The following is a 23927-nucleotide window of genomic DNA, read 5'->3' as shown; positions in this document are numbered from 1 at the left end:
GCCATGGCCCTCGGGATGAGGGTGGACCGTAAGCGACCCGCGGGCTGAAGAATCCAGACGAGCCAATGCCCCCCGCGACACCGCCCGACCATCCGACCCGCGACGCCGGGTTCGGGGTCTACCTGCACTGGCCGTTCTGCGCCGCGAAGTGCCCCTATTGCGACTTCAACAGCCATGTCCGCCACGCGGGCGTGGATCAGCCGCGCTTCCTGGAGGCCTTCCGCCGGGAGATCGCCCACGCCGCCGCGCTGGCGCCGGGACGCCGGGTCACCAGCATCTTCCTCGGCGGCGGGACCCCCTCGCTGATGGCGCCGGAAACGGTGGCCGGTCTGCTCGACGCCGTGGCCGGCGCCTGGGCCGTCGCGCCGGATGCCGAGGTGACTCTGGAGGCCAACCCCACCAGTGTTGAGGCGACGCGCTTCCGCGGCTACCGGGCAGCGGGCGTGAACCGCGTCTCCCTCGGCGTCCAGGCGCTCGACGACGGCGATCTCAAGCGTCTCGGTCGGCTGCACAGCGTGGCGGAAGCCCTGTCGGCCGTGCGGACGGCCGCGGCCCATTTCGAGCGCTTCTCGTTCGACCTGATCTACGCCCGGCCCGATCAGACGCCGCAGGCCTGGGCCGCCGAGCTGCGCCGGGCGATCGCCCATGCGGCCGAGCACCTCTCGCTCTACCAGTTGACCATCGAACCGGGCACGCCGTTCTTCGGCCTCGCCCAGGCCGGGCGCCTCGTGCCGCCCGATGACGACGACGCCCGCGCCCTCTACGACGTGACCCAGGAGATCTGCGAGGGAGCCGGCCTGCCGGCCTACGAGATCTCGAACCACGCCCGCCCCGGCGCGCAATCGCGTCACAACCTGCTCTACTGGCGCTACGGCGAGTATGCCGGCATCGGCCCGGGCGCTCACGGCCGCCTCGTCCTGCCGCAGGGCCGAACCGGCACGCGCACCGAGAAGGCGCCGGAAGGCTGGCTCGCCCGCGTCGAGCGCGAGGGCCACGGCATCGCCGAGACCGAAACCCTGTCGCCCGAGGACCAGGGCGACGAGTTTCTGATGATGGGCCTGCGTCTCTCGGAGGGCATCGACCCGGCCCGCTACGCCGCGCTGAAGGGGCGTCCGCTCGATACGGGCCGTCTCGACGCCCTGGTGACGGACGGCCTCGTCGCCCGGCGGGCCGACGGCCGCATCGCAGCGACCGCCCGCGGCGCACCGGTGCTCAACGCCGTCGTCGCGGAGCTGGCGGGCTGATCCGCAGGGCGCGCCGACCGATCGATCGAGCCACCGGCGCAACCGAACGCCGCACTCAGATTCCCGATGGCCCCAGCACCTTCGGCGCCGGGCTCACCACGCTCGGAGCGCCGTTTCGGATCTCGTAGACCGCCAGGGTCCGCTCGCTGACGCCCTCCGGCAAAAAGCGGAAGGTGCCGTCAAGGCCGGAAAACCCGGCCGGGTTGGTCAGCGTCGCGTCGGCGAAGCGCTGTGTGCCGTACTGGCGCACCAGCGCGGCGGTCAGCGAGACCGCATCGTAGCCGAGGGAGGCGGTGCGCGGCGGCTGCGCTCCGAAGCGGGCCTGATAGCGCTGGGCGAAATTGGAGAAGCCGGCAGTGTCGGGGGCGGCGAACCGGCCGCCCTGAAAGGCCGCCTGCGACAGCACCCGCGGGTCGTTCCATAGCGCGAGGCCGAGAGGACGGACCCGGGCCGGCGAGAAGCCGATTCTCGTCAGGGCCGGTGCGACGGCGAGCAACCCGTCAGCCGTGTCGGGCACGAAGAGCGCATCGGCCTGGGCGCTGCCGCCGGCGATCACGCCGCGCAGCCGCTCGACCGCCGGGCCGGGATTGCCGGCAGCGTAGCGCTCGATCCCCACGAGCCGGGCGCCGCGCCGGGCCACCGCCTCGCGGAACTGTGCCTCTACGGCGTTGCCGTAGGTCGTCTCCGGGATCAGAGCGGCGAAGGAGCGGCGCCCGCCCGCCGTCGCCTCGTCGACGATGCGATCCACCTCCGATTGCGGGAGGAAGCTGATGAGATAGACGCCGCGGGCGGCCACCGCCGCATCGGTCGAGAAGGCGATCACCGGCTTGCCCGCCGCCCGCGCCGCGCTGCCGGCCGCCTGGACGCTGCCGGCGAAAAGCGGGCCCAGCACCAGTTCGGCGCCGTCGGCGAAGGCCGCCTGCGCGGCCTCCCGCGCCCCGTCCGGCGTGCCGCGGTCGTCCTTCACCAGGATCTGGAAGTTCGGCCGCTGGAAATCTTCATAGGCGAGCTCGGCCGCGTTGCGCAGGGCCGAGCCGACCGCCGCGCCCTGACCGCTCAGCGGCACGATCAGCGCAACCTTGACCGAGCCCGTGCCGATGACGGTCCCGCCGGTCTCGGCAGGACCGGGCTCGGCCGGTACGGCCCGAGCCTCGGGTCGCGGCGCATCCGGAACGCCGATGCAGCCCCCGAGAGTCAGCCCCAGCGCGCATCCGATGCCGAGGAGCGCGGCAGCCGCGCGAACCTTCCCCCGTCCGCTGCGTCGCGCCATCGCGAACTCCTTGCCCGAGCGCAATTCACGGTCACGATGCGGAGGGGATGGTGAAAAGTAAATGTGAGGCCTGGCCTTTCCCCGGTCTCCAAAGGCGCGCGGGCGTGGCATTGTCGCGGGGATGACACAGCGACTCGACAAGCGCCCCGAGGGTCAGCCGCGCAGGCCCGCCACCTTCACTGCCTTCGGTCTCGCCGCGGAGGCAGAGTCCCTCTCGCCGGGACTCTACGTGGTGGCGACGCCGATCGGCAACCTGCGCGACGTCTCGTTCCGCGCCCTGGCGACGCTCGCCGCCGCCGACGCGGTGCTGGCCGAGGACACCCGCGTCACCCGCACCCTGCTGATGCATTACGGGATCACGACGCCGCTCGTATCCTATCACGAGCATTCGAACGAGGCGGTGCGCGAGCGGATGGTGATGCGGCTGAAGGCCGGCGAGACCCTGGCCCTGGTCTCCGACGCGGGCACGCCCCTCGTCTCGGACCCCGGCTTCAAGCTCGTCCAGGCCGCTATCGCCGCCGGCATTCCGGTGACGCCGATCCCCGGCCCGTCGGCGGTCATGACGGCCATCGTCGCCGCCGGCCTGCCGACCGACCGCTTCTTCTTCGAGGGGTTCCTGCCGCAGAAATCGGGTGCGCGGCGGGGCCGGCTGGAGGCGCTCGCGGCCATTCCCGGCACCCTGGTCGTGTTTGAGTCGCCGCATCGTCTCCCCGAGATGCTGGCGGATGCCGCGGCCACCCTCGGGCCCGAACGGCCGGCGGCTGTGGCGCGCGAATTGACCAAGCTCTACGAGACGATCCGCCGCGACAGCCTCGGAGGTCTGGCCGAAGCCTTCTCTCGGGAGGGTCCGCCCAAAGGCGAGGTCGTGGTGGTGATCGGCGCCGCTCCCGAGGACGCGGTCGCACGGGAGAACGATGCCGGGCTCGACGCGCGGATCGAGGCGGCACTGGCCCGCCACTCGATCAAGGATGCGGCGGCGCTCGTCGCCGACGAGACCGGCCAGCCCAAGCGCGTCGTCTACGCCCGCGCCCTGGCGCTCGCCCGCCGGGCGGACGATGAGCCGTCTGCCTGATCCGGTCGCGCGCCGCCGCGCCACCCACGGACGGGGTCTTTCGGCCGAGGCGTGGGCGCTGCTGGCCCTGATGCTGAAGGGCTACCGGCCGCTCGGCCGCCGCTTCACCGCCTCGGGCGGGGAGATCGACCTGATCGTGCGGCGCGGGAGAACGGTAGCCTTCGTCGAGGTCAAGGCGCGGGCGACGCTGGACGCCGCCGCGATCGCCATCGACGCGCGCAAGCGGGCACGCCTGTCCCGAGCGGCGCGGGCTTGGCTCACGCGCCATCCGCAGCCGGCGCACGCGACGCTGCGGGCGGATGCAGTCTTTGTGGCGCCGCGCCGCTGGCCGCGCCACCTGCCGAACGCTTTCGAGATCGAAGGCCTGTGAGCGCGCGAGGCGCCGGCCGCGTCAGCCCTCGGCGCCGGCGATCGCCGCGGCGAGGGTGCGCTTGAGGTCGGCCTGACTGAACGGCTTCTGTACCACCGGCCGGTCGCGGAACGGCTCGCGGATGCCCGCGCCGCCGTAGCCGGTCGAGAACACGATGGGCAGATTGCGCTCGGCGATGGCCTCCGCCACCGGATAAATCGGCTCGCCGGCCACGTTCACGTCGAGGATGGCGACCGTGAAGCTCTCGCTGCGGGCCATCTCAAGGGCGGTGGCGAGCCGGGCCGCCGGCCCGACGATCTCGCAACCGAAATCGAGCAGCATATCCTCGAGAAGCATCGAGATTGCCGCCTCGTCCTCGACGACCAGCACCCGCGCGCCGGACAGACGATCCTCGTTCGAATCCACACTCACGCCGGGTCGTCTTCCCTATCGATCCGTTCCCGATCCGGAACGCTGTCTGTGGCGGGCCGGTTGCGCTTCGAATGTCCCGGAGGAGGCCCTCGTTACACTTCGAAAGCGAATGCCCCACCCGGAAAACGCTGCCCGGCATCCCGAGCCGTCGCCCGTAAAGCTGAGCGTGTCAAGCGCCGGAAAGCCTCGGCCGTGCTATGCTCTTCCGACCCATGTTACTCCATGAAACATTTATGTCGTATTGTCGCAACCGGGCGACGCCGGAGAGGCCGTTTAGGCTCGGTTCGACGGCGAGTCGGCGCGGGCTTCTGGCAGCGATAGCGGCGCTGTCGCTCGCCGGTCGCGGTCACGCGGCGCCCGCCCGCCCCATCGTGGTCGGGTCGAAGAACGACACCGAAGGCACATTGCTCGGAAACCTGATTTCCGTTGCGCTCGAAGGGCTCGGTTTGTCGGTGGAACGCCGCCTCGGCCTCGGCCCGACGCTGATCGTCCGTTCCGCCCTGCTCGCGGGTGAAATCGACCTGTATCCCGAATACACCGGCAACGTCGCCTTCTTCTCGGGCACCGAGACCGATCCCGGCTGGAAGACCGCGGAGCGCGCCTACGATCTCGCTTCGCGGCTCGACGCCGAGCGGAGACTGGTGTGGCTCGCGCGGGCGCCCGCGAACAATACCTGGCTGATCGCGGTTCGGGGGGAGTTTGCCCGGACGCACGGGCTCGCGACGATGTTGGATTTCGCCGGCGCCGTGCGGGGTGGCCTGATCCGCCTCGCCGCCTCGACCGAATTCGTCGAAAGCCCTGCCGCCCTCCCGTCCTTCGAGGCTGCCTACGGGTTCAGCCTGCCGCTCTCGCGCATCATCAGCCTGCCGGGCGGCGACACGGCGGTGACGGCGCGCGCCGCGGCGGAGGGCATCAGCGGAATCAATGCGGGCATGGTCTACGGCACGGACGGCGCGCTGGCGGCGCTCGACCTCACCGTGATGAGCGATCCGCGCGGCGCGCAGATCGTCTACGAGCCGGCGCCCGTGATCCGCGCGGCGACGCTCGACCGCCATCCGCAGATCCGCGGCGCCCTCGATCGGATCTTCGTCCGCCTCGACGCCGATACCCTGCGACGGCTCAACGCCGCGATCACCGTCGAGGGACGGACCGCCGCCGCGGTCGCCGCCGGATGGTTCGCCGCGCAGGCAAGCCATCCGTGACCGCTCGTCTGCTCGCCGGCCTCTCCGCCGCGGTTCTGCTTCCGGCGGTGCTGCTGTTGCTGCCTTTGCTGAACGTGGCACCCAACCGTCTTGTGACGGGCGCTCCGGTCATGGCCGCCGACGCCCTCGGTGCCTGGTTGTGGCCGGCCGTGGCACTGGCCGCTCTCGGACCCGGCCTGCTGGCTGCGAGCCGCGGAAGGACGGCAGCCGGTCTCGCGGGATTCGCCTGCCTCGGCGCCTTCGCGCTGCTGCTGGCCGGGCTCGGCGCCGACGCCACCGACCTGATCGCCGGCAAGCCGTTCCCGACGCGGGCACGGCTCGCCTCCGGCGCCTGGGCCGGCGGATTCGTGCTGATCGTGACGCTCGCCGTCGCCGCGCGACGGACTCGCCTGCCCGGTGGCGGCGTCACCGCGGCCGCCGTCGTGGCGGGAGCAATCGGGTGCCTGTGGATGGCGGGCGCCCTGGACGCGCTGTCCCTCGCCGTGGAGTTGCGCGCGCGATCCGATACGTTGGGCGCAGCCATCGGCGAGCACCTTGTGCTCGCCCTCGGCGCGCTGCTCCTCGCGGCTGGCCTCACCGGCGGGTTGGCCCTGTGGCGGCGCGGGCGCGGCGTAGTCGAACTCACCGTGAGCGGCGTGCAGGTCGTGCCGGCGGTCGCTCTTCTCGGCGCCTTGGTCGCCGCCGTCTCAGCACTGCTCTCGGCAGCGCCCCTTCTGCGCGGATACGGCCTCTCGGCGCTCGGCAGCGCTCCCGCCGTGACCGGCATCGCGGCCTATCTGCTGCTGCCGCTCTGGCGCGGCCAACAGGCGGCGCGCCGCGCCGCGGGTCCGGGCCAGCACGATGCGGCGCGCGCCCTCGGGCTCACGCACCGCCAGATCCTGGTGACGATCCGCCTGCCTCTCGGCGCCCCCGACCTTCTCGGCGGCCTGCGGGTCGCCGCGGTCCAGGCGCTCGGCCTCGCGACCCTGGGTGCGCTGGTCGGGGCGGGCGGCCTCGGCACCCTCGTCTTCGACGGCATGGCCCAGTTCGCGCCCGACCTGATCCTGCTCGGCGCGCTGCCCGTCATCCTGCTCTCGCTGACTGTCGAGGCGGCCCTCGGTCGGCTGGAAGCGGCGCTGCGCCGACGGTGGCCGCGATGAGGCGCATCCCGCCGGGCCTCGGCCCGCTCCTACTCGGCCTCGGGCTCGCCGTGGCCAGCCATCCGGCCGTCGCCGCCTTCTTCGGACAAGAAGGTGCGAGCCGGCCCCTCACGGTCGGGCGCTTGGCCGAACTGGCACTGAATCACGTGACGCTCGCCGCGACCGGATTGGCCGTGGTCACCCTGCTCGGTGTCGGGCTCGGTCTGATCGCCACGCGGGCGCGGTTCGCCCCCTTTCGCGGCAGCATCGACACGCTCGCGGCCTTTGCGCAGGCCGTGCCGCCGGTGGTGGTCGTGGCGCTGGCGCTGCCGGTCCTCGGCTTCGGAGGGCCGCCAACCCTGCTGGCACTCACTGCCTACGGGATCATGCCGACCCTGCGCGGCACGGTCGGCGCGCTCGACGCCGTGTCTGTGGAAGCAAGACAATCGGCGCAGGCCATCGGCCTCACGCCGGCACAGATCCTCGCCTACGTCGAGCTTCCCCTCGCCGCGCCCGGCCTGATCGAGACGCTCCGCACGGCGCTCATCCTCGCCGTCTCGGTCACCGCGGTCGGGGCGCTTGCCGGGGCCTCGACCCTCGGCACTCCCATCGTCGCCGGGCTTCAGAACCAGAACATCGCGGCGATGTTCCAGGGTGCTCTGGCAACCGCGGCCTTGGCGTTCCTCGGCGACGGTCTGCTGCTCGCGATCGGCGGATGGCTCCAACCGGACCACCGCCTGGCGGCCGTTTGAGCGAAGCTACTTGTCCAGGAATTCGACCTTCGCGCCCTTCTCGGTGTGGCTTGCGAGATCGCGCGCGTCCCAGTTGGTCAGGCGGATGCAGCCGTGCGATTCGGTCTTGCCGACCTTTTCCGGGTCCGGCGTGCCGTGGATGCCGTAGGAGGGAATCGAGAGGTCGATCCAGACGACGCCGACGGGGTTGTTCGGGCCGGGATGGATCGAGAACTTCTTCTTGGCCGTCACGCCCTCGAAGCGATACTTCGGGTTGTAAGTATACCAGGGTTCGAAGGCCACCGCCGTCACCTTCGCCGAACCGTCCGGCGCCGGCTTCTCCGAACTGCCGATGGAGGCAGGGTAGTCCGCCGTCAGCTTCCCGTCTCCCCGGAAGGCGCGCACCCGCTTCGTGCGCTTGTCGACCTCGATACGGGTGACCTTCGGCGCGACCGGTGCACCCTCGACCTTGCCCTCCCCCAGCGGCGGCACCGCCGCCACGACGAGCGTACCGCCCGCTTTGTCGAGCGGCACGTCGGGGTTGAGGGCGGAAAGCAGGTCACGCTGCATGTGGAAGCGCTCGGCCAGCATCTCACGGGTGTTGGTGTAGCGCATCGGCCCGACCTCGGCCTGGTCCTGCATCTTGGCCGGCATCCGCTCGACGAAGGGGCCTTTCACGTCCTCCTCCGTGATCGTGTACTGCGTCATGACAGGGTCCTTGCCCGTCGCCTGGAGCCGATCAAACACCTCGCGGGTGAGCCGGTCGCCGGCGGGCAATCCCTGCGCCGCGGCGAAGGCCGCGAGCGCGCCGCGCAGGTTCTCGCCGTCGCGACCGTCGATGGCGCCGGGTGAGAATCGAGCCCGGTCGAGCAGCACCTGCACCTTCACCAGGAGCGGATCGGGCTTCTTGTCCGCCTCCCTCGGCTTCTTCGCCGGCTTGGAGGCCTTGCCCGTCTTCGCCGCGTCGTCCGACTCCCGGAACGTCGCGCTCTCGATAGCCTCGCGGGTCAGGTCCGGTGCCTTGGACTCGGCGGCCTGCGCGGCTGCCGACCACATGCCGAGCGCTGCCAGCGCTCCCCGAATCCACGCCCGTCCCATCGCCTGCCCGCGCTCCTCATCTCATGACGGACAAGAAGCGATAGCCAAGCCGCAGCGTTCCCGCGGCGAATGGCGCGCCGGTCCGTTTCGGCACGGGCGAGGCGCCTACTGACAGAGACGGTGCCCGGCATTGCGCTCGCGCAGGTCGAGATGCAGGTGGTTGCCGTGCGCCGCATCGCTGCCCGGCCCCAGCACCGTGCGGAAGAAGCCGCAGGCACTCGTGCGCACCGAGGCCAGGAAGGCCGCCTCCGGTGTGCCGCCCGCTGCCGCGGTCACCTTGAGGCTCGGGCGCTTGGCAAAGCCGTAGCCCATCACGTCGATGGCATTGGCGAAGCTGTGCTCGCTCAGCTTGGCATCCGTGTCGTGGTTCTGCCCGCGGCAGACATAGGTGCCCCCGAGCGCGAGGCTCTTGAGACCGTCACCCAGTTCCTTCTGAGCCGCGACCTGTACCTCGGTCGTCCAGCGGGCCAGCGCCTCGGCCGTCCGGCAGGTCAGGGTTGCGGCGGGCTCCAGCGCGACGCCGTCGGCGAGGGCGGTGACATTCAGCGGGCGCGGCGCGCTGCACTGGCCGTTGCCGAGCGGCGGCAGCGCCTCGAAGCGGGCGCCGAGCCGCTCCAGCCGCCGCAGGCAGGCGGTGTCGTCGGGCGCCGACACCTTGAGGGCGAGCGCCTGCTCGCCGGACAGTTCCGGCGGACGCTCCGGCGGCAGCGGCGCGTCGGGCAGGGAAGCGGGGCCGTCCTTCGGCGCTCCCTTGGCCGCGTCGGGCGTCGCATTGGGCGGCGGCTCCTCCGTCCTCTTTCCGGCGTCTTTGTTTCCGGCGTCTTTGCCCGAGCCGCCGGCGATTTCGGGCGGACGCTCGGGCGGCAGCGGGGTGATCTGGGGCGCGGGCGGCACAAGCCCCTCCGGGCGCGCCGGCGGTGGGGGGGGCGGCAACGGGACCGTCGCGGAGGGCGGAGTCGGATCGGATCGTGCCGGGCCAAGCGGCAGGAGGAGACCGGTGGCGAGCAGGCAGGCGACGGTGAAAGGCTTCATGCCGCGTATGTCCTGCTCATCCGGTCGCGGGCCCGCGTGGTCGCCCTGTCATCCGTCGCCCGGCCGCGGCCGGCAAGGACGCCACCGCCACGCTGGACGAAATCCGGTCGTCGCCGCGGACCGGCGGATGTGGCTTTGCGCCGCCCGCTCCACAAACCTATGTTCAGCGGCTCACGGCACGACGTTTTTTCCGAAGGTTCTTGTCCATGAACGCCGAAACCGCACGCGACCTGTCCGAGGTGAATGAGCCCGGCAGCGCCACCGCGGCAGGGAACCCGTTCGACGCGTCGGACTGGGCGACACCCTTCGGCCTGCCGAATTTCGAGGCGATCCGGCCGGAGCATTACGTGCCGGCCTTCGCGCACGCCCTGAAGGCGCACGAGGCCGAGATCGCGGCGATCGCCGCGAGCGCGGAGCCCCCCACCTTCGCCAACACGGTGGCGGCGATGGAGCGGGCCGGCGCGGCGCTCGACCGGGTGGCCAACGTGTTCTTCAACCTGACCGGCAGCAACACCAGCCCGGAACTCCAGGCGATCGAGCGGGCGGTCGCGCCGCAGCTCGCGCGGCATTCCAGCGCCATCACCCTCAACCCGCAGCTATGGGATCGGCTCTCGGCGATCGACCCTGACGCGGAGGGTCTGGGTGCGGAGGAGCGGCGCGTGCTCGACCGCTACCGCAGCCGGTTCCAAAGGGCCGGCGCCGGGCTCGCCCCGGAGGCCAAGGACCGCATCGCCGAGATCGCGATCCGACTGGCCGAACTCGGCACGCAGTTCGCCCAGAACGTGCTCGCAGACGAGCGCGACTTCGTTCTGCCGCTCGATGGCGCGGACGATCTGGCGGGTCTGCCGCCCTTCCTGCGCGATGCCGCCGCGGAAGCGGCGAAGGAGCGGGGCGGCACGCACGGCCACGTCATCACCCTGTCGCGCTCGCTGATCGAACCGTTCCTCGTCTTCTCCACGCGCCGCGACTTGCGCGCTCTCGCCTACGCGGCCTGGACCCGGCGCGGCGAGAACGGCGGGACGACGGACAACCGCGCCATCATCGCCGAGATCGTGCGCCTGCGGGCCGAGCGGGCGCGGCTGCTCGGCTTCGACAGCTTCGCCCACCTCAAGCTCGACGACACCATGGCCGGCTCGCCCGACGCGGCGATGGAGCTCCTGCGCAACGTCTGGAAGCCCGCGCTTCAGCGCGCGGCGGAGGAGCGCAAGGGGCTCCAGGCCCTGGTGCGCGCGGAAGGGCACGATTTCGCCCTCGAAGCGCATGATTGGCGACACTACTCCGAGAAGATGCGGCGGGCCGAGCACGACCTCGACGAGTCCGAGATCAAGCCTTACCTGCCGCTGGAGGGCATGATCCAGGCGGCCTTCGACACGGCCTCGAAGCTGTTCGGGCTCCGCTTCGAGGAAGTCCTCGACGTCCCGCGCTATCATCCGGACGTGCGCACTTGGCTCGTGCGCGACGCCGACGGCTCGGAGGTCGGCCTGTTCCTCGGCGACTACTTCGCCCGTCCCTCCAAGCGCTCCGGCGCCTGGATGAGCGCCTTCCGCTCGCAGGAGCGTCTCAACGGCGACATCAAGCCGATCATCGTCAACGTGATGAACTTCGCCCGCGCGCCGCGCGGCGAGCCGACCTTGCTGTCCTTCGACGACGCCCGCACTCTGTTCCATGAATTCGGACACGGCCTGCACGGCCTGCTCTCGGACGTGACCTACCCGCTCCTGTCCGGCACGGCCGTCTCGCGGGACTTCGTGGAGCTGCCCTCGCAGCTCTACGAGCACTGGCTGCAGCAGCCGGAGGTGTTGCGCGCCCATGCCCGCCACGTGACCACCGGCGAGCCGATGCCCGACGCGCTGCTCGAACGCCTGCTGGCGGCGGCGACCTTCAACCAGGGCTTCGCCACGGTCGAGTACGCGGCCTCGGCCATCGTCGACATGACGCTGCATCTCTCCGCCGCCGGAGAGGACGGGCTCGACGTCGTCGCCTTCGAGGCGGACGCCTTGCGCCGCATCGCCATGCCGGCGGAGATCGCGGCGCGCCACCGCGCGCCGCACTTCGCGCACATCTTCTCCGGCGACGGCTATGCCGCCGGCTATTACAGCTACCTCTGGTCGGAGGTGCTCGACGCCGACGCCTTCGACGCCTTCCGCGAGGCCGGCGACATCTTCCATCCGGAGACGGCGCGGCGCCTGCGCCGGACGATCTACGGTGCGGGAAATCTGCGCGATCCGCGCGAGGCCTACACCGCGTTCCGCGGACGGCTGCCGAGCATCGAGCCGCTGCTGAAGAAGCGGGGGCTGGCAGCGTAGAGCGCAAAAATGAACCCTCCCCCCTCTGCGGGGAGGGTGGCCCCCGAAGGGGGTCGGGTGAGGGGAGCGCCGCTTCCATTGATTCGACGCCAGTCCAGATTGGCACTGTCGCGCTGCCCCTCTCCCGCCTGCTCCGCAGGCACCCTCTCCCGCAGAGGGGAGAGGGTTATGGTGGGCGCTAGAACAGCCCGTCGATCTGCCCGTTGGCGTCCAGGCGGATGTTGTCCGCCGCCGGAACCTTGGGCAGGCCCGGCATGGTCATGATCTCACCGCAGATCACCACGACGAAGCCAGCGCCCGCCGAGAGGCGCACGTCGCGCACCGAGACGAGGTGGCCGGAGGGCGCGCCCATCAGGGTCGGATCGGTCGAGAACGAGTACTGCGTCTTGGCCATGCAGATCGGCAGGTGGCCGTAGCCGTCCTTCTCGAACCCGGCGAGCTTGGTCGCGGCCTTCGACTCGATCTGGATGTCGGCCGCGCCGTAGAGCTTGGTCGCGATCGCCTTGATCTTGTCGGTGAGCTTCGTCTCGATCTCGTAGGCGAAGGTGAGCGGCTTCTGCTCGCCCTCGGCGAGCTTCACCACGGCCTGCGCCAGCGCCTCGGCGCCGGCGCCGCCCTCCGCCCAGTGCTTGCAGGTGATCGCCTCGACCTGAAGCCGGTCGCGGCACAGCTCCTTCAGCCGGGCGTGCTCGGCATCCGTGTCCTGGAAGAAGTGGTTCACACCGACCACCACCGGCAGGCCGAAGCTGCGCACGTTCTTCACGTGACGCTCGAGGTTGGCGAAGCCCTTCTCCAGCGCGTCGAGGTTCTCAGCCTGAAGATCCTTCTTGTTGACGCCGCCATGCATCTTCAGCGCGCGGACGGTGGCGACGATCACCACCGCCGAAGGCTTGAGGCCGGTCTGGCGGCACTTGATGTCGATGAACTTCTCCGCGCCGAGATCGGCACCGAAGCCGGCCTCGGTGACGACGTAGTCGGCGAGCCGCAGGCCGGTCTGCGTGGCGATCACCGAGTTGCAGCCATGGGCGATGTTGGCGAACGGGCCGCCATGGATCAGGGCCGGATTGCCCTCCAGCGTCTGCACGAGATTCGGCTGCAGCGCGTCCTTCAGGAGCACCGTCATGGCACCGGTGGCCTTCACGTCGGCCAGCGTCACCGGCTTGCGGTCGCGGGTCTCGGCAATGACGATGCGGCCGAGGCGCTCCTCGAGATCGGCGAGATCCTTGGCGAGGCAGAACACCGCCATCACTTCGGACGCGACCGTGATGTCGAACCCGTCCTCGCGCGGGAACCCGTTGGCGACGCCGCCGAGCGATTGATTGATGGCGCGCAGGGCCCGGTCGTTCATATCGACCACGCGGCGCCAGTGGATGCGGCGCACGTCGATGTTGAGCTCGTTGGCCCAGTAGACGTGGTTGTCGATCAGGGCCGCGGCCAGCGAGTGCGCCGAGGTGATGGCGTGGAAGTCGCCGGTGAAGTGCAGGTTGATCTGCTCCATCGGCACGACCTGAGCCTTGCCGCCGCCGGCCGCACCGCCCTTCATGCCGAAGCACGGGCCGAGCGAGGGCTCGCGCAGGCACATCACCGCCCGCTTGCCGATCCGGTTCAGCGCGTCGCCGAGGCCGACCGTCGTCGTGGTCTTGCCCTCGCCCGCGGGCGTCGGCGAGATCGCGGTGACGAGCACCAGCTTGCCTTCCGGCTTGCCTTCCAGCGACTTGATGAAGCCGTGGTCGATCTTGGCGATGTGCTTGCCGTAATTGTGCAGCGCCTCATCGGGAACGCCGATCCGCTCGGCGACCTGCGCAATGGGCTTCAGCGTCGCCGCGCGGGCGATCTCGATATCTGAGGGCATTTCTCTCACCGTCGTTTCTTGTGGCCTGGGCTCGTGGCGTGCCGAGCCGCCGCCCGGCGCGTAGTCGGCCCACGCGTCCCCGTGGTAGCGGACGAAACAGCCACGATAAACCGATTGTCGCAGTGTGAGCGAAACAGCGGTGAAAAGCGTCTCGGTTTTTTTTGATACCGGCGGTTAAGTTTCTTCAGGGGGAAAGGCGAATGTCCAGCCGATCCTCAACCTGTCATCGCCGTGGCAGTATAGCCTGCCTGGGTCAGCGCCTGCGCCACGTCGAGGCTCTGGGCAACGGTCAATGCCGTGACCCGGCCGTGATCGACATCGACCGCGACCTGCGCCTGCGGGTCGAGGCGGCGGATCGTGCGGCGCACAGCCTCGGCGCAGCCCTCGCAGGTCATGCCCTCCACGCGCATCGTCAGTTCGATCGGGCTCTGATCCATCGCACCCATCCTGCCTGCCGTTCGGCCGCCTCTCGGTCCTCGCAGATGTGGTTCTGCAAGCGCCCTCGGCAAGCGCGCCGCGCCGGCGGGCCGAATGTCTGGGAGAAACCGGCGTGCCGCCTTGCGGCGGAGCACCGCCTCGGCGACATTAGGGTTACGACGGGCCGGACGCGTCGCGCCACTTCAGCCGGCGCGTGTCAGCCACACGTCCTGCGGGAATCCGTCCCGCGCCGTGAAAGAGAAGCCCGGCCGCGGCCGCCAGACAAGAAGCGCGTCGATCGACGGTGAGAACACCGAAATCCCGTACGATCCGCCCCGGCGGCACCCCCTGGATCCTTGGCCTCGTCGGCGTCCTGATCCTCGTTCCGCTGGCGCTTCTCGTGCCGCTCGCCGCGGTCGCCGCCGTATCTGGTCTGGCCATCGTCGGCGGCGCCCTGCTGTGGCGGCGGTTGAGCGCCCTCTCCACTGCGCAGGAGGTCGTCTCGAAGGAGATCGGCGTCCTGTCGCAGCGGCTGGTGAAGCTGGAGGCCGTCGCCGCGGCTCTCGTCCAGACACGGATGCAGGCGGCCAGCTCCGCGGAACCGTCGGCTCCGTCGAACGAGGACGCGATCAAGGCTCTCGATGCGCGCCTCGTCTCCGGCATCGAGGAGGTGACCGCCGAGATCGGTATCCTCAGCGGTATCGTGCGGGAACTCGCGGCCGTGGTGTCGGCACAGGACGGCGACATCGCCCGCCTGAAGGCTCAGCCGCCGGAGGCGCCACCGCGTTCACGCGCAGCGGAGACGATCCAGCCGAGCCCGGCACCCGCCGCGGCCGTCCTGCCCGACCCGGAGCCTGTGGCAGCGCCGATGCGGCTCGTTCCGCGGACGACCCCTCCCCCTGCCCGCCCCGCCGATCCCTTCGCGGCGGCCGGTGACGAGACGGCGCTGATCGACGCGTTCGACGGCGAGGGATTGGAAGTATATCTGCAGCCCGTCGTCACCCTGCCGCAGCGCAAGGTCGTGGCCTACGAGGCACTGGCGCGGCTCAAGGTCGGCGACGCGGTCTACGCGCCGGAAACCTTCCTGCCGGTGCTGGAGCGCCACGGACGCACCACGGCTCTCGACCGGCGCATGCTCCAGCGCGTCGCCACCATCGCGCGCCATCTCCAGGGGCGCGGCAGCCCGGCCTCCGTCAGCTACAGCCTTACCCCGCACTCGCTGTTCGAGCCCGGCTTCCTGCGCTCCCTCGGACGGCTCGTCAGCGAGGGGCCGGAACTCGCGGGCCGGGTCGTGATCGCTCTACCGCAGGCGAGCTGGCGCAGCCTCGATGCCGAGCAGGCGGCCCTCCTGGCTGGACTGCGCGGACGGATCGGCTTCGTGATGGATCGCCCGATCGATTTGCGCTTCGATCCGAACGCTCTGGCCGAGCGCGGTATCGCCCAGGTCAAGGTCGCCGCAGCCCTTCTGCTGCGCCCGCTCGACCGCGAGGCGATGCCCGACATCGCGCTGGAGGACCTTGTCGCCTCCCTGGCCCGCGTCGGCATCCGGCTCGTCGCGACCGGGGTCGAGGCCGAGACGGAGGTGCCCGACCTCATCGATCTGGACGTGCCGCTGGCGCAGGGCAACGTGTTCGCCGCGCCCCGCGCCGTGCGGGCGGAAGTGCTCACGGCCGCGCCCGACGCAGCGCCGCCTCCACCGCCGCCCTCCCCCGATCCGCCCTCGAGTCCGCCGCCGCAGCGCCGGCCCTTCCGGGATTTCCTGCGCCGGGCCGGGTGAGATCGAAGGTCGGGCGTTTCAGTCTGACGACGCCGGCGAGGTGACGATCAGGCCTCGAACATCAGGCCTTGGCGGCCTCGCGCTCCAGCCGCTTGCGCAGGCGCGTGGCACCGTAGACCTGGGCGAGGCGCCGACGCGCCGCGGAGACCGGCGGCGCCTCGCGCTCGGCGCGTGCGGCGGCGATCACCAGCAGCGTCGTCGCGATGGAATGATGCAGTTGCCCCTGTGCGCGGGCGCGGTCGAGGGCATCACCGGATGCGCGATCCGGCGGCAGATCGAAAGTCGCCATGGTCCAGCCCCTGCGAAGTTCCCGATGCGGGTTCCGCGTCCTTCTTCGTGGAGGACCTTGACAGCTTTTCGCAGGCGCGATGTTCGGATCAAGGCAGCTTGGCCGTAAGCGCAAGGTGGTGCCAGCCGTCGCGACGAGCGCGGACGCGGACGTCTCCCGGTCAAGTCCACCCGGTTCCGCGCCGCTCCGGCGCGGGTCGGCTCAGGCGAACAGCGCGTCGATCGCGTCCTGCGCCGTTGCCGGTCCGCCCATCTGCGGGCCGTTGAGCAGCAGCGCCTCGTTCCGCTTGCGACGGTCGGATTCCGTCTCGTCGATGCCGGCAGCGTCGCGAGCCTTCACGGCGGCGGTGAAGCGGGCGAGCCGGCCCTCGAGCTGACTCATCGCCTCCGCCACCTTGGCGATGCGCTGGCCGGTGATGTCCTGGAAGGTGCAGGCCTCGAAGATGTCGTAGATCTTGGCCTCGACCGCGTCGCGGTAGCCCTTGCCTTCGGGCAGGGCGAGGATGGCTTCGGCCGTGTTCATGATCGAGTTGGTTGCGCCCGCCGTTGCGGCGACCACCTCGCTCAACTCCTCGTGAACCATCGGCAGACGGTCGCGCGTCAGCTCGTTGGCCCGAAGGAGCGCGATCGCGTCCCGCAAGCTGGCGATGTAGTCGGCGATGTCGAGGAGTTCCTTCACCATCGCCGAGGGGTTCGAAGTCTGCGACCGGCCGTCGCGTGCCGTGAGCGTCATTCCCATGGTCGATCTCTAAGGCAATGTCTCGCGACGTTCCGCTTTCGACCCGTTGGAGGCCAGCCGCTCGCAGGGGCATCCGCTCCTGCGGCGGCCGACCCCGACGGCATCGCGTTCGGGGTCGGCGGCTGGAGCGATCAGGCGCCGCAGACCGCCTCGATCTTCGACTTCAAGGTCGCGGCGTTGAAGGGCTTGACGATGTAGTTGTTCACGCCGGCCTTCTTGGCGGCGATGACGTTCTCGGTCTTCGACTCGGCGGTGACCATGATGAACGGCGTGGTGCGCAGGCCCTCGTCGGCGCGGACATGGCGCAGAAGCTCGTAGCCGGTCATCGGCTCCATGTTCCAATCCGAGATGACGAGGCCGTACTTGCGGCCCTTCAGGCGCGCGAGAGCGGCGGTACCGTCGGAGGCATCATCCACATCCTCGAAGCCGAGCTGCTTGAGGAGGTTGCGGATGATGCGCACCATGGTCTGGTAGTCGTCGACCACCAGGATAGGCATGCTGAGGTCGAGGGCCATATGACGTGTGCTCCGTGTATCCCTGATCGTTACTGGCGGCGCGCGGCCCTCTCGAGCGATCAACGTCGCATCGACGCGTGCGAGCGGAGCTGCCTTCCGTCCGACGAACAATAGACGGCCCGCATTGCGAAGCGGTTAATCCGGGCTCCCGTCCGATTCGCTTGACCGGGCAGACTGATTTCGCCAAGTCTCCGGCCCCGCGCGGTTGGGGGCGAACCACGACGGCCGCACCGGTGCCCTCCGTCGAGGTGTCCGTCTCGATTGACCCGTCAGACCCGACAAAACACATCCGATCGCAGGAGCCGATGCCCTCAGGCGACGAGAACGCCGTGCCGCCCGCCGGGACCGGCCTTCCCCCGAAGCGCTTCACGGTTTGCCGTGAGGACGACCCTGTGCCGCCGGCCCTGGCCGGTGCCGTCGCCGCGCTCGGCAATTTCGACGGCGTGCATCGCGGCCACCGGACGCTGATCGCGACGGTGCGTGAAGAGGCCGGATCGCGTCCCGCCGCCGTGCTGACCTTCGAGCCGCATCCACGCGCCTTCTTCGCGCCCGACCAGCCGATGTTCCGGCTCACCGGCCCGCGGGCCAAGGAGATCGTCTTCGCGCGGCTCGGGCTCGACGGCCTGATCGTCCGGCGCTTCGACGCGCGTCTCGCCGGCACCGGCGCGCGCGACTTCGTGGAGGGCTGGCTGCGCGACGAGCTGGGCCTGTCCGGCGTCGTGATCGGCCACGACTTCCATTTCGGCCGTGGGCGGGAGGGCTCGCCCGGGATCCTCGCCGAACTCTGCGCCGAGGCCGGCCTGTCCTGCCGCATCGTTCCGGCGGTGTCGGCCGAACCCGGCGACGCGCCGATCTCCTCGAGCGCGATCCGCGCCGCCCTCGCCGCCGGCGACGTCGCGCGCGCCAACGATCTTCTCGGCTATCGCTGGTTCGTGCTGGCGCCTGTGCGTCACGGCGACAAGCGCGGACGCACCCTCGGCTACCCCACCGCCAACCTCGCCCTCGATGCCTGCGGACTGGCCCACGGCATCTACGCGGTGCGGGTGCGCCTCGCCGACGGCAGCCTCCATGACGGCGTGGCGAGCTACGGCCGCCGCCCGACCTTCGACGACGGAGCGCCGCTCCTCGAAGTGCACCTGTTCGACTTCAAGGGCGACCTCTACGGACAGGAAGTCGCCGTCGAGCTGCTGGCCTATCTGCGCGGCGAAGAGAGGTTTTCGAGCGCAGAGGCGCTGATCGCACAGATGGATGTCGATTCGGCCCGAGCCCGGGCCGCGATCCAAACGGATCGCGTGCCGTCGATGCTGGGCTGACCACGGTTGCGGCCTCCCTGCTCGAAGGGAGGCGCGACCCGGGTGACGCCCCCGATACGGCGCCGGGCTCGCCCGATGCTCTCAGAGCATGCTCGGGAGGATCCGGTCCGGCGGGCGGTGGCCATCCATGAAGGTCTTGATGTTGATGATGACCTTCTCGCCCATGTCGGTGCGGCTCTCGTGGGTCGCCGAGCCCATATGCGGCAGGAGCACAACCTTGCCGGTACGGGCGAGCCGCACGAGGCGCGGGCTCACCGCCGGCTCCTGCTCGAACACGTCGAGGCCGGCCGCCGAGATCTCGCCGCCCTCGATCAGGCGCGCGAGCGCGTTCTCGTCGATCACCTCGCCGCGGGCGGTGTTGACGACGATCGCCTCGGGCTTGAGCAGCTTGAGGCGGCGGGCCGAGAGCAGGTGGTAGGTTGCCGGCGTGTGCGGACAGTTGACCGAAACGATGTCCACCCGCGCCAGCATCTGGTCGAGGGATTCCCAGTAGGTCGCATCGAGCGATTCCTCGATATGCGTCGGGACCCGGCGGCGGTTGTGATAGTGGATCGACAGGCCGAACGCCTTGGCCCGGCGGGCGAGCGCCTGGCCGATCCGGCCCATGCCGACGATGCCGAGGCGCTTGCCCGTGATGCGCCGGCCGAGCATCCAGGTCGGCGACCAGCCCGTCGTCCAATCATCGTCGGGGATGATGCGCGCGCCCTCCGCGATCCGGCGGGCCACCGCCAGGATCAGCGCCATGGTCATGTCGGCGGTGTCCTCGGTCAGAACGCCCGGCGTGTTGGTGACCGTGATCCCCCGCTCAAGAGCCGCGGCGACGTCGATGTGATCGACGCCGTTGCCGAAATTGGCGATGAGCCGCAGGTTCGGCCCGGCCTGGGCGAGGAGGCCGGAATTGATTTCGTCGGTTACCGTCGGCACCAGCACGTCCGCCTCGCGGATCGCGGCAGCGAGCGCCTCCTGCGAGAGCGGCGCGTCATCGTGATTGAGGCGTGTGTCGAACAACTCGCGCATGCGCGTCTCGACCGCGTCCGGCAGGCGCCGGGTGACGACCACCAGCGGCTTGCGCTTCAACGACGACATGTTCCCTCCCGACGAGGCCGGCCCGCTTTCCCGTGCCTGCGCCTGAGCCTTTCCCGGCTGTGCCGCGAAGGGCCGGCTTACGCTCCCTTAACCATGACACGGCCAGATGGAGCGGAGGCGGACCGGGCACCCGGACCGCCGCAGGACGTCTGGCCTCTCTAGCAGAGAGGTCGGCGAACACAATGCGGCCCTAACCCCGATGGATCAGTGCCGGAGAGCCGACCGGGCGACGGGCCGCCGATGTTTCCGGCGCGACGCCGAAACGTCATCAGACGCACGACTTTGGAGCCACGGATCGGAGACGAGGCACGATGCGCCCGCCTGAGCTGCCCCCGATGAACCCCACCCGCCTCGCGCTGCTCGCAGCCCTGTTCGCCCTGCTGGTGCCGCTGACTGCCGAGGCCGCTCCGCCCCCTGCCTCGGCGCCGGAGGTCGGCAAGGGGCCGGTGACGAAATTGCCCCTGCCGCGCTACGCCAGCCTGAAGACCAACCGCGTCAACCTGCGCGAGGGACCCTCGAAGGACCACCGCACTCTCTGGGTGTTCCAGCGAGAGGGCCTGCCGGTCGAGATCGTCGCCGAGTTCGAGACGTGGCGCCGCATCCGCGATTCGGAAGGGACGGAGGGCTGGGTGCTGCACTCGCTGCTGTCGGGCCGCCGCACCGCCGTGGTGATCCCGCCCTCCGGCGAGCGGGCTGACGCGGCCAAGGCCACCGTACCGCTGAATGCCCGCGCCGACGAGCAATCGGGCGAGCAGGCGCGGTTGCAGCCGGGCGTGATCGGCAGCGTGAAGAGCTGTACCGGCACGTGGTGCCGCCTCGTCGTGCCGCTTCCGGACAAGCGCGGCGACGTGGACGGCTATATCCGCCAGAGCCGACTGTGGGGCGTCTATCCCGACGAGCGGGTCGAATAGGCCACGGAGCCGTCAACGAAAACGGGCCCGGAAATCCGGGCCCGTTTTCGTTTTCACAGCCAGCGAGGCCGAATCAGGCGCGGCCCGACACCTTGCGACGGCGCAGGCGAACGATCACCTCGACGCCCGCGATCTCCATCCCCTCGGGCGCCTCGGGGAGCGAATCGACCGAGATGCCGCATTCCGGCATATCGAGGACCTCGCCTTCTTCCTCGAGGAAGAAGTGGTGGTGCTCGCTCGGATTGGTGTCGAAATAGGCCTTCGACCCGTCCAGCGCGAGCTGGCGCAGCAGGCCCGCCTCGGTGAACTGATGCAGCGTGTTGTAGACGGTCGCCAGCGAGACCGGCACCTTGGCGCGCATCGCCTCGTCGTAGAGCATTTCCGCCGTCAGGTGACGATCGCCGCGGCCGAACAGGAGCCAGCCCAGCGACAGGCGCTGGCGGGTCGGGCGCAGACCGGCCCGGCGAAGACGGTCGCGCAGGTCGGAGAGCGGGCAGCCCCGGCGACCGGCGCCATCGGCCGGCGAGAGGGACCGGGCGTTCAGCACGGCCTGGAGAGGCATCAGATCGGACATTGCTGGGAACGATTCCCGCTTATTTAGAATGAGTATAGCAAGGAAATTATACGGATCATGAAGCCCTGCGGCAACCCGTGCAGGTGCCCAGTTCGATTAGATACGTGGAGGACGCATGGCTCTCCGCATGGCTCTTCACACGGGACTTCGCGGGCCGGCACATGGGACTTCGCGGGCCGACGCGCGTTGAACGGGTGTCGGCGCCCTGCCGGTGCCGCTTGGTGAGCGCGGAAAGGCTGTGCTAACGAGGCGCCCATTCCATCATGCCCCGTCCGCTCACCGGAATCGGACCCGTCCGTCACTGAGGACCCGTACGTCATCCATGGCCTCTCTCGACCAGCAATCCGACGGCGCTTCTCCGCAGCGCGCTTCGAGCTTCTCCTACGAGGAGCTCCTGGCCTGCGGGCGCGGTGAGCTGTTCGGATCGGGCAATGCCCAGCTTCCGCTCCCGCCGATGCTGATGTTCGATCGCATTACCTCGATCGGGACCGAGGGCGGGGCCCACGGCAAGGGTCACGTGCTCGCGGAATTCGACATCCGGCCCGACCTCTGGTTCTTCCCCTGCCACTTCAAGAACGATCCGGTGATGCCCGGCTGCCTTGGGCTCGACGCCCTCTGGCAGCTCGTCGGCTTCCATCTCGGCTGGCTGGGCGCTCCGGGCCGCGGCCGGGCGCTGGGTGTCGGCGAGGTGAAGTTCACCGATCAGGTGCTGCCGACGGTCAAGCAGGTCGTCTACGGCATCGACATCAAGCGGGTGCGCCAGGGCAAGCTCGTGCTCGGCATCGCCGATGGCTGGCTGGAGGCCGACGGCCGACGCATCTACGAGGCGAGCGACCTCCGCGTGGCCCTGTTCCGCGCCTGAAACCGTCGCCCCGGTTCGGAAGGCCTTTTCGTGACGAACCGGCCGCCGGTTCGGCGATGAGCCATCGAAGCGCGGTTGAGATTGACCGCGCATCATCCTAACTGACCTTCCCGAGGAAACGCCGCATCAGCCGCGGCGCCAAGCAGCACGAGCCATCATGCGGCGTGTCGTCATCACCGGGATGGGCATCGTCTCGTCCATCGGCAACAATACCCAGGAGGTTCTGGCCTCCCTGCGCGAGGCCCGCTCCGGGATCGCGCGCTCCGACGCGCAGGCCGAGCACGGCTTCCGCAGCCAGGTGGCGGGCGCGCCGACGATCGATCCGGAGGGCGTCGTCGACCGCCGCGCCATGCGCTTCCATGGCGGCGGCACCGCCTGGAACCACATTGCCATGGATCAGGCGATCCGCGATGCCGGTCTGGAGGAGCGGGAGATCTCCAACGACCGCACCGGCATCATCATGGGCTCGGGCGGCCCCTCGACCCGCACCATCGTCGAATCCGCCGCCATCGCCCGCGAGAAGGGCCCCAAGCGCGTCGGACCGTTCGCGGTGCCGAAGGCGATGTCCTCGACCGCCTCGGCCACGCTCGCCACGTGGTTCAAGATCCGCGGCGTGAACTACTCGATCTCCTCGGCCTGCGCGACGTCGAACCACTGTATCGGCAACGCCGCCGAGATCATCCGCGGCGGCCGGCAGGACGTGATCTTCGCCGGTGGCTGCGAGGAGCTGGACTGGACCCTCTCCGTCCTGTTCGATGCCATGGGCGCGATGTCCTCGCGCTACAACGACACCCCGGCGCGGGCGTCGCGCGCCTACGACGTCAACCGCGACGGCTTCGTCATCGCGGGCGGCGCCGGCGTGCTGGTGCTGGAGGAGTACGAGCACGCCAAGGCCCGCGGCGCTCGGATCTACGGCGAGGTTGCCGGTTACGGCGCCACCTCCGACGGCCACGACATGGTCGCTCCCTCCGGCGAGGGCGCTGTGCGCTGCATGCGCCAGGCCATGGAAGACCTGAAGGGCGCCCGGATCGACTACATCAATCCGCACGCGACCTCGACGCCCGTCGGTGACGACAAGGAGATCGAGGCGATCCGTGAGGTGTTCGGTGCCGGTGACGCCTGCCCGCCGATCTCGGCCACCAAGTCGCTGACCGGACATTCCCTCGGCGCGACCGGCGTTCAGGAGGCGATCTACTCGCTGCTGATGATGAACAACGGCTTCATCTGCGAGAGCGCGCATATCGACGAGCTCGACCCGGCCTTCGCCGACATGCCGATCCTGCGCCAGCGCCGGGACGGGGCACAGCTCGGCCATGTCATGTCGAACTCGTTCGGATTCGGCGGGACGAACGCTACGCTGGTGCTCAAGCACCCGGACGCTTGATCGCTGCCGCCATCTCTGCCGCCGTTGCGGCGGCGCAGCTTTCGCAACTGCGAAGCTATAGCCAAGCATAAGCCGACCCCTCGTCTGATGGATCGGCGGAACGGATCAATTGCATCCGCGTTCCTGCTTCGATAGGCAGGTTGGTATCATGTTCGTCGCCCTCGCTCTGCTCACCGTGACTGGCATCGCTGTTGCTGCGACCGTTGCAGTGCGTGCCAAGCAGACCCTGATCGACGACGCGCAGGCCGGGACCCGCGGCTACTTCTGAGGACGCGCCGCTCTTTCTTGACCTATCTCCGGCCCCGTTGCCTTCGCGCCAGGGCTTTTTCATGCCCCGCCCGGCCGGTTGCAGGCC

Annotated in this window: 23 protein-coding genes; 12 read left to right on the top strand and 11 right to left on the bottom strand. The window is 70.1% G+C overall.

Annotated features, from left to right (window positions below):
* The first annotated feature begins 65 nt into the window (after positions 1-65).
* Positions 66-1244, top strand: a complete 1179-nt coding sequence (hemW, locus tag HNR01_RS00415; protein ID WP_183665962.1) for a radical SAM family heme chaperone HemW — start codon at positions 66-68, stop codon at positions 1242-1244.
* Between the two features lie 55 nt (positions 1245-1299).
* On the opposite strand, the gene HNR01_RS00410 is transcribed toward hemW, so the two are convergent.
* Positions 1300-2514, bottom strand: a complete 1215-nt coding sequence (locus HNR01_RS00410; protein ID WP_183665960.1) for a penicillin-binding protein activator — start codon at positions 2512-2514, stop codon at positions 1300-1302.
* Positions 2515-2635: 121 nt separating this feature from the next.
* Between HNR01_RS00410 and rsmI the strand changes: the two genes are divergently transcribed.
* Both rsmI and HNR01_RS00400 read left to right on the top strand, forming a co-directional pair.
* Complete coding sequence (rsmI, locus tag HNR01_RS00405) at positions 2636-3586, top strand: 16S rRNA (cytidine(1402)-2'-O)-methyltransferase (protein ID WP_017482671.1); 951 nt, start codon at positions 2636-2638, stop codon at positions 3584-3586.
* The gene (locus HNR01_RS00400; protein WP_183665958.1) at positions 3570-3956 is read left to right on the top strand and encodes a YraN family protein; all 387 of its coding nucleotides are present in this window, start codon (positions 3570-3572) and stop codon (positions 3954-3956) included. The genes rsmI and HNR01_RS00400 overlap by 17 nt, the downstream gene beginning before the upstream one ends.
* A gap of 21 nt (positions 3957-3977) precedes the next feature.
* On the opposite strand, the gene HNR01_RS00395 is transcribed toward HNR01_RS00400, so the two are convergent.
* The gene (locus tag HNR01_RS00395) at positions 3978-4367 is read right to left on the bottom strand and encodes a response regulator (RefSeq protein ID WP_012452411.1); all 390 of its coding nucleotides are present in this window, start codon (positions 4365-4367) and stop codon (positions 3978-3980) included.
* A 233-nt stretch (positions 4368-4600) separates the two neighbouring features.
* On the opposite strand from HNR01_RS00395, the gene HNR01_RS00390 reads away from it, so the two are divergent.
* Genes HNR01_RS00390 through HNR01_RS00380 form a run of 3 tightly spaced genes read left to right on the top strand, consistent with a single transcriptional unit; the run spans position 4601 to position 7439 of the window.
* The gene (locus HNR01_RS00390) at positions 4601-5569 is read left to right on the top strand and encodes an ABC transporter substrate-binding protein (RefSeq protein ID WP_246417342.1); all 969 of its coding nucleotides are present in this window, start codon (positions 4601-4603) and stop codon (positions 5567-5569) included.
* A complete protein-coding gene (locus HNR01_RS00385; protein WP_183665956.1) occupies positions 5566-6708 on the top strand; it encodes an ABC transporter permease subunit in 1143 nt (380 codons plus the stop codon). The genes HNR01_RS00390 and HNR01_RS00385 overlap by 4 nt, the downstream gene beginning before the upstream one ends.
* Positions 6705-7439, top strand: coding sequence for an ABC transporter permease (locus HNR01_RS00380; RefSeq protein ID WP_153875709.1), 735 nt, complete (start codon positions 6705-6707; stop codon positions 7437-7439). Before HNR01_RS00385 ends, HNR01_RS00380 begins: the two co-directional genes overlap by 4 nt.
* 6 nt (positions 7440-7445) lie before the next feature.
* Here HNR01_RS00380 and HNR01_RS00375 read toward each other — a convergent pair whose 3' ends face one another.
* Both HNR01_RS00375 and HNR01_RS00370 read right to left on the bottom strand, forming a co-directional pair.
* Positions 7446-8516, bottom strand: a complete 1071-nt coding sequence (locus HNR01_RS00375; protein WP_183665954.1) for a L,D-transpeptidase — start codon at positions 8514-8516, stop codon at positions 7446-7448.
* Positions 8517-8621: 105 nt separating this feature from the next.
* The gene (locus HNR01_RS00370; RefSeq protein ID WP_183665952.1) at positions 8622-9548 is read right to left on the bottom strand and encodes an extensin-like domain-containing protein; all 927 of its coding nucleotides are present in this window, start codon (positions 9546-9548) and stop codon (positions 8622-8624) included.
* A gap of 206 nt (positions 9549-9754) precedes the next feature.
* Here HNR01_RS00370 and HNR01_RS00365 point away from each other — a divergent pair, with 206 nt between their 5' ends.
* On the top strand, positions 9755-11854 hold the full coding sequence (locus HNR01_RS00365) for a M3 family metallopeptidase (protein WP_183665950.1): 2100 nt from the start codon (positions 9755-9757) through the stop codon (positions 11852-11854).
* A 178-nt stretch (positions 11855-12032) separates the two neighbouring features.
* Here the strand turns inward: HNR01_RS00365 and HNR01_RS00360 are convergent, their stop codons facing one another.
* Together HNR01_RS00360 and HNR01_RS00355 are read right to left on the bottom strand one after the other, a co-directional pair.
* Positions 12033-13706 (bottom strand): formate--tetrahydrofolate ligase, encoded by a 1674-nt coding sequence (locus HNR01_RS00360; RefSeq protein ID WP_183665948.1) that lies wholly within the window; start codon positions 13704-13706, stop codon positions 12033-12035.
* A 215-nt stretch (positions 13707-13921) separates the two neighbouring features.
* Entirely contained in the window at positions 13922-14143 is a 222-nt protein-coding gene (locus tag HNR01_RS00355; RefSeq protein ID WP_017482661.1) for a heavy-metal-associated domain-containing protein, read from the bottom strand.
* Positions 14144-14427: 284 nt separating this feature from the next.
* On the opposite strand from HNR01_RS00355, the gene HNR01_RS00350 reads away from it, so the two are divergent.
* Positions 14428-15900 carry an EAL domain-containing protein gene (locus HNR01_RS00350; protein WP_183665946.1) on the top strand — a complete coding sequence of 491 codons (1473 nt, stop codon included), beginning with the start codon at positions 14428-14430 and terminating at the stop codon, positions 15898-15900.
* Positions 15901-15961: 61 nt separating this feature from the next.
* Here HNR01_RS00350 and HNR01_RS00345 read toward each other — a convergent pair whose 3' ends face one another.
* The 3 genes from HNR01_RS00345 to HNR01_RS00335 all read right to left on the bottom strand — a co-directional run bounded on the left by HNR01_RS00345 (position 15962) and on the right by HNR01_RS00335 (position 17442).
* The gene (locus HNR01_RS00345; protein WP_017482659.1) at positions 15962-16189 is read right to left on the bottom strand and encodes a hypothetical protein; all 228 of its coding nucleotides are present in this window, start codon (positions 16187-16189) and stop codon (positions 15962-15964) included.
* Between the two features lie 201 nt (positions 16190-16390).
* Positions 16391-16927, bottom strand: a complete 537-nt coding sequence (locus HNR01_RS00340) for a protein phosphatase CheZ (protein ID WP_026105254.1) — start codon at positions 16925-16927, stop codon at positions 16391-16393.
* A gap of 131 nt (positions 16928-17058) precedes the next feature.
* Positions 17059-17442: a response regulator gene (locus HNR01_RS00335; RefSeq protein ID WP_003604011.1), complete on the bottom strand. Its 384-nt coding sequence runs from the start codon at positions 17440-17442 to the stop codon at positions 17059-17061.
* A gap of 305 nt (positions 17443-17747) precedes the next feature.
* On the opposite strand from HNR01_RS00335, the gene HNR01_RS00330 reads away from it, so the two are divergent.
* Entirely contained in the window at positions 17748-18755 is a 1008-nt protein-coding gene (locus HNR01_RS00330) for a bifunctional riboflavin kinase/FAD synthetase (RefSeq protein ID WP_183665944.1), read from the top strand.
* Positions 18756-18836: 81 nt separating this feature from the next.
* Here the strand turns inward: HNR01_RS00330 and HNR01_RS00325 are convergent, their stop codons facing one another.
* A complete protein-coding gene (locus HNR01_RS00325) occupies positions 18837-19841 on the bottom strand; it encodes a 2-hydroxyacid dehydrogenase (RefSeq protein WP_096483658.1) in 1005 nt (334 codons plus the stop codon).
* A gap of 311 nt (positions 19842-20152) precedes the next feature.
* Between HNR01_RS00325 and HNR01_RS00320 the strand changes: the two genes are divergently transcribed.
* Positions 20153-20752 (top strand): SH3 domain-containing protein, encoded by a 600-nt coding sequence (locus HNR01_RS00320; RefSeq protein WP_183665942.1) that lies wholly within the window; start codon positions 20153-20155, stop codon positions 20750-20752.
* A gap of 73 nt (positions 20753-20825) precedes the next feature.
* On the opposite strand, the gene irr is transcribed toward HNR01_RS00320, so the two are convergent.
* Positions 20826-21326, bottom strand: a complete 501-nt coding sequence (gene irr, locus HNR01_RS00315) for a Fur family transcriptional regulator Irr (protein ID WP_096483662.1) — start codon at positions 21324-21326, stop codon at positions 20826-20828.
* Positions 21327-21648: 322 nt separating this feature from the next.
* Here irr and fabA point away from each other — a divergent pair, with 322 nt between their 5' ends.
* Positions 21649-22188 carry a 3-hydroxyacyl-[acyl-carrier-protein] dehydratase FabA gene (fabA, locus tag HNR01_RS00310; protein WP_183665940.1) on the top strand — a complete coding sequence of 180 codons (540 nt, stop codon included), beginning with the start codon at positions 21649-21651 and terminating at the stop codon, positions 22186-22188.
* A gap of 157 nt (positions 22189-22345) precedes the next feature.
* Complete coding sequence (gene fabB, locus HNR01_RS00305) at positions 22346-23572, top strand: beta-ketoacyl-ACP synthase I (RefSeq protein WP_017482652.1); 1227 nt, start codon at positions 22346-22348, stop codon at positions 23570-23572.
* Positions 23573-23927: the final 355 nt, after the last annotated feature.

This window comes from Methylorubrum rhodesianum (genome assembly GCF_014199985.1).
GTDB lineage: Bacteria > Pseudomonadota > Alphaproteobacteria > Rhizobiales > Beijerinckiaceae > Methylobacterium > Methylobacterium rhodesianum.
Note: the sequence above shows the minus strand (reverse complement) of the source record. Positions and strands in the feature narration are given on the sequence as shown.